This window comes from Microvirga aerilata (genome assembly GCF_016743775.1).
GTDB lineage: Bacteria > Pseudomonadota > Alphaproteobacteria > Rhizobiales > Beijerinckiaceae > Microvirga > Microvirga aerilata.
The window spans coordinates 46,527-59,524 of record NZ_JAEQMY010000029.1; the positions used below are offsets into that span (position 1 = coordinate 46,527).

12 protein-coding genes are annotated in these 12,998 nt (G+C 56.6%); 9 read left to right on the forward strand and 3 right to left on the reverse strand.

Translation table 11 applies throughout. The annotated features are described in order from the left end of the window. Window positions 1–52: 52 nt before the first annotated feature. The 5 genes from JKG68_RS18115 (at window position 53) to JKG68_RS18135 (ending at window position 5,016) form a co-directional block, all read left to right on the forward strand. Window positions 53–853, forward strand: a complete 801-nt coding sequence (locus JKG68_RS18115) for a FadR/GntR family transcriptional regulator (protein WP_202062344.1) — start codon at window positions 53–55, stop codon at window positions 851–853. A gap of 5 nt (window positions 854–858) precedes the next feature. Then, complete coding sequence (locus JKG68_RS18120; protein WP_246515571.1) at window positions 859–1,842, forward strand: sialic acid TRAP transporter substrate-binding protein SiaP; 984 nt, start codon at window positions 859–861, stop codon at window positions 1,840–1,842. A 104-nt stretch (window positions 1,843–1,946) separates the two neighbouring features. Next, window positions 1,947–2,519: a TRAP transporter small permease gene (locus JKG68_RS18125; RefSeq protein WP_202062348.1), complete on the forward strand. Its 573-nt coding sequence runs from the start codon at window positions 1,947–1,949 to the stop codon at window positions 2,517–2,519. A gap of 44 nt (window positions 2,520–2,563) precedes the next feature. Continuing rightward, entirely contained in the window at window positions 2,564–3,970 is a 1,407-nt protein-coding gene (locus JKG68_RS18130; protein ID WP_202062350.1) for a TRAP transporter large permease, read from the forward strand. Then, complete coding sequence (locus JKG68_RS18135) at window positions 3,967–5,016, forward strand: L-idonate 5-dehydrogenase (protein ID WP_202062352.1); 1,050 nt, start codon at window positions 3,967–3,969, stop codon at window positions 5,014–5,016. The genes JKG68_RS18130 and JKG68_RS18135 overlap by 4 nt, the downstream gene beginning before the upstream one ends. A gap of 341 nt (window positions 5,017–5,357) precedes the next feature. Here the strand turns inward: JKG68_RS18135 and JKG68_RS18140 are convergent, their stop codons facing one another. Beyond that, on the reverse strand, window positions 5,358–6,080 hold the full coding sequence (locus JKG68_RS18140) for a GntR family transcriptional regulator (RefSeq protein ID WP_202062355.1): 723 nt from the start codon (window positions 6,078–6,080) through the stop codon (window positions 5,358–5,360). A 526-nt stretch (window positions 6,081–6,606) separates the two neighbouring features. Between JKG68_RS18140 and JKG68_RS18145 the strand changes: the two genes are divergently transcribed. The 4 genes from JKG68_RS18145 to JKG68_RS18160 all read left to right on the forward strand — a co-directional run bounded on the left by JKG68_RS18145 (window position 6,607) and on the right by JKG68_RS18160 (window position 9,950). Further along, a complete protein-coding gene (locus JKG68_RS18145) occupies window positions 6,607–8,139 on the forward strand; it encodes a D-arabinonate dehydratase (protein ID WP_202062357.1) in 1,533 nt (510 codons plus the stop codon). Window positions 8,140–8,174: 35 nt separating this feature from the next. After that, window positions 8,175–8,459, forward strand: a complete 285-nt coding sequence (locus JKG68_RS18150) for a hypothetical protein (protein ID WP_202062359.1) — start codon at window positions 8,175–8,177, stop codon at window positions 8,457–8,459. A gap of 518 nt (window positions 8,460–8,977) precedes the next feature. Continuing rightward, window positions 8,978–9,163: a hypothetical protein gene (locus JKG68_RS18155; protein ID WP_202062361.1), complete on the forward strand. Its 186-nt coding sequence runs from the start codon at window positions 8,978–8,980 to the stop codon at window positions 9,161–9,163. A gap of 595 nt (window positions 9,164–9,758) precedes the next feature. Then, window positions 9,759–9,950 carry a hypothetical protein gene (locus JKG68_RS18160; RefSeq protein WP_202062363.1) on the forward strand — a complete coding sequence of 64 codons (192 nt, stop codon included), beginning with the start codon at window positions 9,759–9,761 and terminating at the stop codon, window positions 9,948–9,950. A 25-nt stretch (window positions 9,951–9,975) separates the two neighbouring features. Here the strand turns inward: JKG68_RS18160 and JKG68_RS18165 are convergent, their stop codons facing one another. After that, the gene (locus JKG68_RS18165; protein ID WP_202062365.1) at window positions 9,976–10,236 is read right to left on the reverse strand and encodes a hypothetical protein; all 261 of its coding nucleotides are present in this window, start codon (window positions 10,234–10,236) and stop codon (window positions 9,976–9,978) included. Between the two features lie 13 nt (window positions 10,237–10,249). After that, a complete protein-coding gene (locus JKG68_RS18170; RefSeq protein WP_202062367.1) occupies window positions 10,250–12,541 on the reverse strand; it encodes a TRAP transporter permease in 2,292 nt (763 codons plus the stop codon). Window positions 12,542–12,998 lie beyond the last annotated feature (457 nt).

Here is a 12,998-nt window from a genome sequence, read left to right on the forward strand (position 1 = left end):
AACGGCCGCAAATAACCAGTTTGGGGCGGGACGCGATCGCAGGAGGGAGGCCTTGTCATTCAAGGTCGATGAGTCACGGCGGCTTTACCGACAAATTGCCAAGCACTTGCGCGATCTAATCGATAGCGGTGAGTACCCGATCGGCGGGCGGCTGCCTTCTGAGCGCGAGCTTGCGGATCGCTTCCAGGTCTCTCGCACAAGTGTACGCGAAGCGCTCATTGCTCTAGAAGTCGAAGGCCTTGTTCGCATCAACGTCGGCTCCGGCATCTACGTTCTTGGACCGTCAGCATTGAGGTTGGCAATACCTTCTGGCGATGCTTCGATCGAAGGCCCGTTCGAAATTCTGCATGCACGCGAGATCTTAGAGCCGCCCGTCGCCGCAGAAGCGGCTGTTCTTGCCGATCCCGAGCAGGTCGGTACCCTTGATCAAATTCTCGCCCAGATGGAGCAATCTGGAGGCAGTGATAAGTGGATCTCACTTGATCGCGAATTCCACGTGGCAATTGCAGCGTCTCTTTCGAACGGCACGTTAGCCCGCTTCATCGGCCAGCTCTTTGATCTACGGATGAATCCCTACTTCCGGCGCCTCGCAAGTTATTTCGAGGATGCGAGCACTTGGAGCCAAGCGCTCGCTGAGCATAGGGTCATCCGCGATGCCATTGCAGCGGGGGATCCAGAAGCAGCGCGGCAGGCGATGAGGCAGCACTTACGACTCTCTCAGGAGCGTTTCTCAAGGGGTTTCGGCGAAACTGCAGTGCCGTCACACCGATCGGGCAAGGTCACGCCCGTACTTCGCAGCCGAGCGGAAAGCCCCCGTGAGCTGCAAACGAAAACCAGCAGGAGGAAAATATGAAGACAATGAAATGGTCGGCGGTTGCAGCAGCTGTACTTGGCCTCGCGATTACAGGAGGGGCTGCTCAGGCCCAAACGAAGCTGAAGTGGGCTCACGTTTACGAGCCTAGCGAGCCATTCCACACGCAGTCAGTGTGGGCCGCCGGCGAAGTCGCCAAGCGTACCAACGGGCGCTACACAGTTGACGTCTATCCTTCCTCGCAGCTTGGCAAGGAAACTGACATCAATCAGGGTCTATCCCTTGGTTCCGTTGACATGATCATTTCGGGGTCCAGCTTTGCCGCACGAAGCTATCCGCCCATTGGCGTCACGTATTACCCATACGTTTTCCGAGATGCGAACCACCTCCTGGCTTACACAAAGAGCGATGTATTTAAGGAGCTTGCCAAGGGCTATACGGACAAGACCGGGCACCAGATCCTTTCGGTGACCTATTATGGCGCGCGCCACACATCGTCGAACAAGCCCATTAAGACATGTGCTGACATGAAGGGATTGAAGATCCGCGTTCCGGATGTGCCAGCCTACCTCGCTATGCCCCGCGCGTGTGGTGCCAACACTGCTCCGATCGCATTCGCAGAAGTGTACCTCGCGCTTCAGAACGGGACTGTCGAGGCTCAGGAGAACCCTCTGACGACGATCGAGGCCAAGAAGTTCTACGAGGTGCAGAAGCACATCGCCCTGACCGGGCATATCGTCGACCATCTCAACACGGTGGTGTCCGCCAATCTGTGGAAGAAGCTTTCTGACGAAGACAAGAAGATCTTCTCAGAGGTTGCTCAGGAAGCTGCAGCCCGCGCCACCGCCGAAATTCAGGCCAAGGAGAAGGAACTCGTCGGCTTTTTCAAGGATAAGGGACTGACTGTGTCTGAAGTCGACAAGGAAGACTTCAAGCAGAACGTCTTGAAGAACGTCACATTCGAGTCCTTTGGATATCGCAAGGCAGACTACGACAAGATCCAAGCCATCAAGAGCGAGCCTGCGTTGTAAAGCTCGTGTTTGCTCTGCCAGGGGATATCAACTCTCCTGGCAGCTTCCTGGCCGAGAAATGTCGACCATATCCACTATTCAACATTAATTCTGGAGTGAGCGGGATGAAGCCCGAGGTTCATACTGAGATCACGGCTGAGGAACTGGCCCACGCTTTCGAGGAACCCGCTCCTGAGGTCGATCTCAAGCAGTATGGTATTGAGGACTGGGCAACATTAGCGATCTTCTGGCTAATGGCATTTGCGGTCTTTCTGCAATTCTTCACGCGGTACGTGCTCAATGACTCCTTCGCGTGGACCGAGGAAATTGCAACCTACTGCCTGGTAGCAGTGGTGTTTCTCGGGGCTGCGATGTGCGTTCGATTGGGCCGCCATATCCACGTTGATCTGCTCTTCCGCTACCTACCAGCAAGGGTAGCACGGGCGTTGGCAACTATGATTGATGCCGTACGTACGCTCTTTTTCGCTTATGCCGCCTATCTGGTTTGGAACTTCATGGCAATTGTCGAAGGCGAGACGATGACCACAATCATGCTGCCGAAGAACTGGGTTTATGGCAGCGTCTTCGTCGGGTTCATCCTTATGTTCCTCCGATCAGTTCAGGTGTCAATTGATAACTGGCGCCGCGGCTACTCGATTCTGGAGAAACCAGAGGCTTTTGACGCAGCCCCGATCTAACAACTTCAATAATCCTTTGTCCTAAGATTGGTCGGAGCTCGCCCATGCTTATCCTGATCGGTTCGTTTCTCGCTTTGATGCTTCTCGGCCTACCAGTCGCGATAGCGATGGCTGTGTCGTCCCTGATTTACATCCTTGCCACGGGAACCGCGCCCGACGTCGTTCTGGCTCAGCGCATGATCGCCGGGGTGGAGAGCTTTCCGCTGCTTGCCGTGCCGTTTTTCATTCTCGCCGGCAACCTGATGAATACTGCTGGCGTCACGGGGCGGATCTACAGCTTCGCGGTTGCATTGGTCGGCTGGATGAAAGGTGGGTTGGGTCAAGTCAACATTATTGGTTCAGTGATTTTTTCCGGAATGTCGGGAACCGCGATCGCTGACGCCGCTGGCCTTGGTACAATCGAAATCAAGGCTATGAAGGACCATGGCTACTCGACTGAGTTTGCAGTCGGCGTGACCGCGGCTTCTGCGACACTTGGGCCGATCATACCGCCGTCCTTGCCATTCGTGATCTACGGCATGATGGCCAACGTTTCTATTGGGGCGCTTTTCCTTGGAGGATTAATCCCTGGCGTTGTCATGACACTCATGATGATGGGGACAGTGGCATACTTTGCCCATAAGAATGGTTGGGGCAGTGACAGTCCATTCTCTTGGCGCCAGCTCGGTAATGCGACAGTCGAGGTCATCGTTGTCCTGATGTTCCCGGTCGCTGTCTGGGCCATGGTCCAGTTCGGGCTGTCGACCAACGTTGCAATTGGCATTGCGCTTGCGGTCCTGCTTGCACTCGATTGGTACTTCGATTTCTCGGCCGTTATGGCCCTTATGGCGCCTGTGATCCTGATCGGCGGCATGACTCTCGGTTTGTTCACACCAACTGAGGCTGCCGTCGCCGCAGTGCTGTGGTCACTCTTCCTCGGTCTCGTGCGCTATCGCTCGATGACCTTGAAGACGCTGATCAAAGCAACCTTTGACACCATTGAGACCACAGCCTCGGTTCTGTTCATCGTAACAGCTGCGTCAATCTTTGCGTGGCTCCTCACAGTAAGTCAGGCTGCCCAGATCCTATCAGACGCGATCCTCAGTATTACCCAGAACAAATGGGTCTTCCTGCTGCTAGCCAATCTGTTGATGCTGTTTGTTGGCTGTTTCATCGACACGATCGCGGCGATTACTATCCTTGTACCGATCCTTCTTCCGATCGTACTCAAGCTCGGCATTGATCCCATTCACTTCGGCTTGATCATCACCCTCAACCTTATGATCGGGCTACTCCATCCGCCTCTTGGGATGGTTCTGTTCGTACTAGCTCGCGTGGCGAAGCTCTCGGTTGAGCGTACGACCGTGGCAATTCTGCCTTGGCTAATTCCACTGATGCTGGCGCTTGTCGCGATCACCTACATTCCTGAGTTAACTCTCTGGCTGCCGCGAACGATGGGAGTGGCAAAGTGACCGAAACTGCTCTTGCTGCAACGCTCTTTGGAGCCGAAGATCTTCGGCTGGTAGAAGCGCCGCTCAGTCCTTTAGCCCGTGGCATGGTCCGAGTGCACTTCGGTGCAGGCGGGATCTGCGGGTCAGACATGCACTACTACCGACATGGTCGAACAGGGGATTTCGTCGTAAAATCCCCTTTGATCCTCGGCCACGAGATCGCTGGCGAGATCGTGGATATCGCGGCTGATAACGGAGATCTCAAGATCGGCGATCGCGTCGCAGTCAATCCATCACGGTGGTGCGGTCACTGCGCGAGATGTCAGGAAGGCCGTCCGAACCTGTGCGAAAACATCTATTTCATGGGATCGGCGTCAAAGACACCGCACATGCAGGGGGGCTTTGCCACATACTTTGATGCCATCCCGACTCAGTGTGTCAAAGTTTCAGACAATACGTCGATGGCTGCTGCAGCGTTGGCAGAGCCCCTTGCTGTTTGTCTTCATGCGGTAAGTCGGGCCGGCCAGGTGGAGGGCCGGAAAGTTATTGTGTTTGGTGCGGGTCCCATTGGTCTTCTGACAGTCCTGGCCGCCCGGTTGGCCGGAGTATCGGAGGTCGCGGTGGTCGATATAGCCGCCGCTCCGCTCGCCTTTGCGCAGCGTCTAGGCGCTGATTATACCGTTGATCTCTCTGGTGGCGAAGATGCTCTGAAGGAGCTTGCTGCAGCGAAATCCTTTGACTTAGCCTTTGAGGTCTCTGGAACGGCCTCCGGTCTGGCTTCGGCGATATCGTACGTGCGTCGCGGCGGTACAGTCGTTCAAGTCGGGAATTTACCCGGGGGGCAGATCCCGATCCCTGCCAACGCTGTTATGGCTAAGGAGATAGACCTCAAAGGCTCGTTTCGCTTTGGCGACGAGTTCGAACAAGCTGTCCGGCTCATTGACAACAAAAAAATCGATGTGCTTTCGATTGTCACGTCAGAGTACCCGCTCTCAAGAGCCACAGAAGGCTTTAGTGTAGCTCTAGACCGGTCACAGAGCGTTAAAGTCATGCTTATAGCTTCTTGAGCCGGCTCATCTGGTGGCGAGCCCGTGCTCACGAAAGGCGGTAAGATTGCTGACGAGCAATGCGACCAGGCTCTCGTTTGAAGGGTAGTGCCCCCTGCGGTATGAGACGGTCGCCCTGATCAGGGCGCTGGAGGATGACACCTGTCATTGCCCAAACGCCTGCCTCAGTGGCCAGCAGATCATCCGTGTAGAGGGGCTGATGAGCGTGCACGAGGGTACCATCGCAAGATGCACGCCTCCAAGATGCAAGCCGCTCCTATTGTATGCTGGCTGATGCATGCCGACACACGCAGTGGTCATTGCGGAAACCGGCAGGCGAGTGGGAGTGATTGCCATTAATTTCAAACACAAGCGTCGCTTACGATCAGGTCAGGATACTCAGGTGCTAGGATTTCGGCACTCTTAAAAACTTCCGAGAAGTGCAGCCGCATAGCTCCTTCGGCCGCGTCAGCATCCCGGCGGACGATGGCGGCGAGAATATCGCGGTGTTGAATGATCAGAGAAGCGACCGGTGTCACCACAGGCAGACTGAGGAACCGGATGCGATCGAACTGGGATTTCTCCCGTTCGATCACTGCCCAGATCTGAGCGATGCCGATATCATCTGCAAGAGTCTGGTGGAATGCATCGTCTGCCATGGTGAAACGCTCTGGATCATCCTGAACCCGCTCTTGCTCAGCCAAGATGGCAGCGGCTTTGTCGTAAGCCTCGTGTGAAAGGCCACGTTCGGCCGCCCGCCGAACGATAGCTACCTCTAGCACTTCCCTCACGAAGCGGGCCCGCTGCATAGCCGCGAGGGAAATTGGGCTTACGAAACTGCCGCGCTGCGGCAATACCTCAATCAACCCTTCCTCAACTAAGCGGATGAGCGCCTCGCGCACCGGAGCCCGGCTGGTCCCGAAGCGAAGGGCGAGTTCGTTTTCCGAGAGGCGGCACCCTGGACGGAGCCTGAGAGTTACGATGTCATGCCTGATTTGCGCATGGATGCTCCGCACTGTCGTAGACGGAAGCGACGTAGAAGTGCTTGTAGGCAATTTGAAGGCGTCGAGAGTAGACCGTTTCATAAATAGTGACCTATGTTGCGTAGATTTGTCTAAACTGATATAATCGTCTAAGCTGACTTGGTGTAATACTCTGTTCTATAGTCTGACCTAAGCTAGCGTATCTTGATTAATTCCAAGTATTTTACTAATAACATTGATGACTTTATAGGATAGCAGGTCTAGCGCACGTGACTTGTTTTAAGCGTCGCAGTTTCGTCTCTCAACATCTTTCCGTGCGCGCCGGTGCGGAGCATTTTAGAAGCTTCCGCCTTGATTGCTTATGCGCACTTTGCTATGAACTGTGCGGTCAACTAGTCGACAAGTTAGCGATTCATAAAGCGCTGCGCAAGGCGAGACGATAATCCCTGGGTTGAGTTTTCCATTTTTGATGCTGAGACCTGACTTTTACATGTCTCACATTGTAAGGTTCACATTCATGCGGTGTGTCTACAAATAAAGCGGCGCAAGAGGTTTGATACCAGTTGCGATGCAAAGCTGCCGACCAGAGATGCTCTTCGTGAGCGGTGAGGAAGTATCTTCTATGACAATGCATGCTGCCACGTCACATCCTGTGATTTGCCTTCACCCTCACGATCATGTGGTAATAGCGCGTGCGACACTGTTGCCAGGTGCGCAAGTTGCAGATGGTATCGCAGCCTATGACCGGATCCCGGCTGGGCACAAAATTGCCGTGCGCCCGATCGCTGCAGGCGAGGCGGTACGGCGCTACAACCAGATCATTGGCTTCGCCACAGCGCCAATCACCCCCGGCCAGCACGTGCATGTCCATAACCTTGGCATGGGTGAATTCACCAAAGACTATGCCTATGGCCAGGATGTAAAGCCGACGGAATATGTCGACAGCCCAGCCACCTTCGAAGGCATCCGTCGCCCGGACGGGCGTGTGGCGACCCGCAACTACATCGGCATTTTAACCTCGGTAAACTGCAGCGCCCATGCGGCCAGCTTGGTGTCGGATGCCTTCAAGCGCCACCCTTTCACGGGCTTTGATCCCCTCGCCGAATTTCCGAATGTCGATGGCGTAGTTGCATTGACGCACAAAACGGGCTGCGGCATGCCGGAGGGCGAGCCGCTTCAATTACTGCGCCGCACGCTCGCTGGCTATGCTCGCCATCCCAACTTTTCCCACATCGTGGTGCTCGGCCTCGGCTGCGAGGTGAACCAGATCAGCGGGATGCTAAAGGAGCACAAGCTCACCGACCGGATCCGCAACATGGATATCCAGAGCATGGGCGGCACCCGTAAGACCGTCGAGGCTGGCATAGCCTTCGTGAGAGAGGTCTTGGCCGAGTCGAACAATGTGCAGCGCCAGACGGTGCCTGCAAGCGAGTTGAAGGTGGCGCTGCAATGTGGCGGCTCGGACGGATATTCCGGCGTTTCTGCCAATCCGGCTCTGGGGATCGCAAGTGACCTTGTTGTGCGCCACGGTGGCACGGTGATCCTGTCTGAGACAACCGAGACATATGGTGCGGAGCACATCTTCACCCGTCGGGCGGTCAGCCGCGAGGTCGGGGAGAAGCTGGTCGAGCTGATGCGCTGGTGGGAAGAGTACACGCATAAGCACGGAGCGGAGATTAATGCTAACCCGTCGCCTGGCAACAAAGCTGGTGGGCTGACCACAATCCTGGAAAAGTCGCTCGGCGCCATGGCCAAGGCGGGCAGCACCAATCTCGTTGACGTGATCAGGTATGCCGAACCTGTGACAGCGCGCGGGTTTGTGTTTATGGACACCCCCGGTTTTGACCCCGTCTCCGCCACGGGTCAGGTGGCCGGTGGCGCCAACGTGGTCTGTTTCACTACCGGACGCGGCAGCGTGTTCGGGTGCAAGCCATCGCCATCGATCAAGATCGCGACCAACACCCCTCTGTACCGACGCATGGAAGAGGATATGGATGTCAATTGCGGCACGATCGTCGATGGTGGGGAGACCGTGCAAGAGGCTGGGCAGCGCATCTTTGACCTGCTCCTACGGGTTGCCTCCGGCGAGCGCACGAAGAGCGAGTTGTACGATTTTGGCTCCGCCGAGTTCGCACCGTGGCCGCTTGGCGTGACCGTGTGATTATCGGGCACTGTGCCTAGTGAGTGGAGGGCAATGTGGCAGATCGCAAGCAAGTTCAGGCCAGTGAGGACCTAAGCTCAGCAGCGCAGGCTCGAAGACTAGCGGAAGAGGGCCTGCATGAACAAGCGATCGGCCACAACGAGGAGGCCGATCGCTTGCTCATGCAGGCCCAAGAGATTGAACCTGAAGTTGTCGCCGAAGTGCTGCGCGAGCACGACGCTGCGCGAGCACCTGATGCAAGGCTGCAGGCGACGGCGGACCAGGATGTAGAACGCGCTCTTCCGCGGATCAAACCCGGACCAGAGCAGCCCAGCGGATGAGCCGAAGATTGGATTGGACCTAGTCTTCGCAGGTTCCCTGAAGGTGAACCTCCCGATTTCGATCCGCTGGTTGATCAATCTTGGATGATCCTTGGCAAAGCGTGTGCAAGAGCCTCAAGGCAAATGCCCTCTACCTATGCGCCATCAACTAAGGCTGGGCAGAGTTGAGGCCAGAGCCCGCTATAACTCGACAAGTGCCTTGATTACTCCCGCCTCGGGCGTCGACCACGCAGGGACACGGCGTGGAGCCTCATCAAGGCTGCTACGGTGGCTGGCAAGCGCGGCGACCGGCACCTTGCCGTCCCGCATGGCGTTAAGAACCGTCTCAAAATCATACCATGTGGCATTGCGGCTGCCCAGCAGCGACGTCTCAGCTTGGGAGCACAATGCCGCGCTCGACCATCACAGGTCTTGATCGTGCGCCTGGTGCTTGGTGACGTCAACGGCACCTGTAGAATTCGCTTGAACTGAGCCTGTGTACCTGCCAAGAGCCACGTGATCATTATTGGGGAAATACAATGGCCACCGATCTTCTCATCGGGATTGCAGGCATCATCATCGGCGTTGCTTTGGTTCTCGTGATCCGCGGCAAAGACGGCAACCCCCGTTTTCTGCGGACCAGCGGTTGGCTGATTGTCTACCCTGTTCTCCCCTTGCTCTCCCTCACAATTGGAGGTGCCTGGCTAATCCGTGCGCTGTCTTAAGCGCTCTGGATCGGGCCTAGCCCCAGTTCCATAAAGTGACATGGGGGATCACGTGTGCATAGGGCTGTGAAGGTCAACCGGTGGGCCTCCATTGGACCTGCCGTGAGGTGTCTTTTCTAAACCTAAGGGCGGTCTGGCTGTATTCACGCCTCAGGCTCTACAATAACCGCTGAGTGTCACTCGTCTGAAGGTGGTCTATGTCAGGCTTACTGTTTCTCGCAGGTCTCGCCATGTTCGCTTTTGGGGCAGCGCTTTTGTATTTCGCAAGGCCACGAAATGGTCAGATGAGGTCCTTCTTAGCCGTCGGTATCGCTGAGCAACTCTATACCTTCGTAGTGTTACTTTGTTGTACAATAGGCATTATGTTACTGCTCTATGCAGCTCTTGATTGAACGGGTGGCGGTACCCGCCACCGCCTTGGGTTATGGCCATGATTGAATAAGTTGTTGAGCATGGCGATGAGGTTGATCTGGCTGCCTCTATGCAGAACGGCAGGCGTGATCCGAAGCGGCAAGATAGCTAAACCGCCTCGCTACTTCCGTTGGGTAAATGCGCTGCCATGTATTTCTGGTGTCGGTACTGTAAGAGCGATGCAATGGTCCAAGAACTTATCCTTGCCGCCGTCGGCTTCGGAATGGGCGTCTTCCTAATCCGGATCGCCATGCCAAACGCACAGGGAGAGAGCCCCCGGTTTCTTCGAGGCAATCTCATCTCGGATCTCTATCCCCTCATTCCAATGATGTTCCTCATTTTGGGTGCAGCAGGCTTGATCCTGCTCTTGTCCTAAACCCATGTCAGGCGGTATTCCAATATCATAGGACGAGATTAGCCGCCATCGCGAGGGTGAGGAACCAAACTGCCTCGTCCCAGTAGCCAAGTACGGCCATCAGCGGGCGTTCCTTCAGAATAAGGGCTGACCTGGCGGCGTGAAGGCACAGGATGGCGGACGCTCCAAACAGCACCGTCGGCAGGTGCTGGTGGGTCAAGCCGACCAGAAACAAAACTATGGCGAGCTTCAACCCAAACCGACACACGACCAACTTTGACGTGTCGTCAAGATGAACCCTCGCCATTTGCGGCAGCTCCTCACGTTACCTGCGGCTTGTGCCTCGTCCGCCACAGGTGAATGCCTGCCACTATTGCGGCCAGCGCCAGTCCAAGCTCGTCCGTAATTGGAACTGCGAGGATAAGCAGGGCCGCCGCCCCTATGGCGAGGACGCGCTCCCACCAAACAAGCGGGCCGCGGAAATACCCAGCCGCCGCTGCGCCCCAGAGCAGCAGCGCGAGCGAGGTCTTGAAGACGATGTACACCACCGCCAACCAATAGGCGGCGCCCTCAAGACCCGGCACCGGTTGGAGCATCAATGTTGGATCGTAGACGGCCATATACGGGACGATGAACCCAGGAAGGGCAATCCTTACCGCCTGAACGCCGATCTTCATGCCGGACTCCTTCGCCATTGGAGCTGCGGCGAAGGCTGCCAGCGCGACCGGCGGCGTCAGGTCGGCCATGATGCCGAAATAGAAGACGAACATGTGCGAAACGATAAGCGGCACATCGAGCTGCAACAGGATCGGGGCCGCCAGCGAGGAAGTGATGATGTAGTTGGGGATTGTTGGAATGCCCATACCCAGGATCAGACTGAAGATCATGGTGAGCACCAAGGCAGCGAAGATGTTGTCCTTGCCGATGGAAATCATCCAGGTGCCGACGATGGTGCCAAGCCCCGTGAGGGTCATGGTGCCGATCACGATGCCGACGATGGCACAGGCCAGCCCGACGGGCAGTGCCTGACGGGCGCCGTCCGCGAGGGCTTCGACACACTGTTCCAGCGTCAGGCGCCCTCTTCCCGAGAGACTGCTCCACACGGCGAGTGCCGCAAGTACGACAAGAACCAGCGTCACGCTGGCCGCAAGCGAGGCGGCGGAGACGAGCGCCAGTCCCACCCAGAACGCCACTCGCAGCGCCGGCACGGCCAGGCCAGCAGAGATGGCTGTGCCAAGAATGAGCGCTGCAGTCAGCGACAGGCCAATGGCTCCTGCAAAGAGCGGTGTGTACCCGGCAAAAAGCAGGTAAACCAGCACTCCCAGCGGGGCGATCAGGAACCACTTCTTGCGCAACTCCTCACGGGCGCTGGGCAGCTCGCTTTTCGGCAGCCCGCGGAGCTGTCGCTTTCCGGCCTCCAGATGCACGGCAAAGTAACAGGCTCCAAAGTACAGGAGAGCTGGGACGATGGCGGCCTCGACGATCTTGCTGTACGGCACGTCAATAGTCTCGGCCATGATGAAGGCGACGGCACCCATCACTGGTGGCATGATCTGTCCGCCCATAGACGACGTCGCTTCAACGCCGCCGGCGAAGGCCGCAGGGAATCCGAAGCGCTTCATCAGGGGAATGGTGAACTGGCCCGATGCAACCACATTCGCGACCCCAGAGCCGGAAACAGTCCCCATCAGAGCAGACGAGGCGACACATACTTTCCCGGGTCCGCCCTGCTTGTCGCCAAAGACTGCCATCGAGATATCATTGAAGAAGTCAATGACGCCGGCCTTCTCCATGAAGGCGCCAAACAGGATAAACAAGAAGATGTAGGTGGCCGAGACTAGAGTAGGGGTGGCGTAGATGCCCTCTGTTCCAAACGCCATGTGTTCGATCACTTGATCGAGTGAGTACCCGCGATGGTCGAGTGGTGCGGGTAGCAGGTGACCAAACAGACAGTAAAGAAGAAAAATCCCGGCAACAATGGGAAGGGCGATGCCCATGACTTGCCAGACAAGGAAAAAAAGCACGGCTAGCGCAGCTATACCGATGACACGGTCCACTAGCGTTAATTCGCCAGCCCGGTTCACAAGTTCGTAGTAGAGCCCCCAATGATAAAGGCCTACCACGAAGCCAACGAGGCCGATCACCCAACCAACTGCGCGCAGAGAAGGGGTCGTTGCTCGGTGGTTGGCAATCATTGCTCCCGCTACCAAGGACAGGAAGCCGACGTGGAGGGCTCGGACGACTTGGGACGGCACGCCGCCGCCGAACCTGATGGCAAGGCCGAATGCGACCAGGATCGCCACCAAGGCCATGGCATCATCGACGGCAGAGCGGCCGCGGCTAAAGGCAAGGGCCAGCCATGCTCCCCACACCACGAGCGCCGTTGCGAAAAAATGGGCCAGGGTCAGGCCTGCAATGAGCGGGCGGTCCAGTGGGATGCCAAAGGACGTGATAATCTGGAAGGTGGAGAAGGAGACGGCAATCCAGAATAGGAGGCGGCCTAGCGGCCCAGCGCCGAAGTTCTCAGGGAAACCATGCTCTGGGTTCTGGAGTTCTGCCTGATTGACGAGTGAAGGATTTGGGACAGTCTCGTTGGTGGAGAGGGTGGCCATTGACGCATTCAACTCCTAGCCGAGAGGGCATTGTTTCTCATGGCAGGCAAACACCTGAAACAGGAAAGTCTTTTACAGCTTGGAACGGGGGCTGCGCCAATGCCTCGGCGGCTCGCCTGCTCAACAATTAGTCGTACCCTGGGTCCTCCAATTGAACAGCCTCCCGCCGCTCAAAAGTAAGATGTCATTGATCGGTATGTTGCCCAGGGACTGGCGAACGTCTTTCATAGGTCACTAGCGGAAGCTAGAGAATAATCGTGGAGGTCTGCTCACAAGCCTTTTTGTAACACCCCAGCCTTCTGGACCATAAAGCGGCCTTCTGCGAACATGCCCCTGCGTCATCAGGTGAACCGCACGCAGGTTAAGAAGCTGGTCTTACCGGAACATTGATAAGCAATCTTGGTTGAGGAGGGCTGGCGCGACAATCAGGTTGAGCCTGCTATGGAGGCTTGAAATG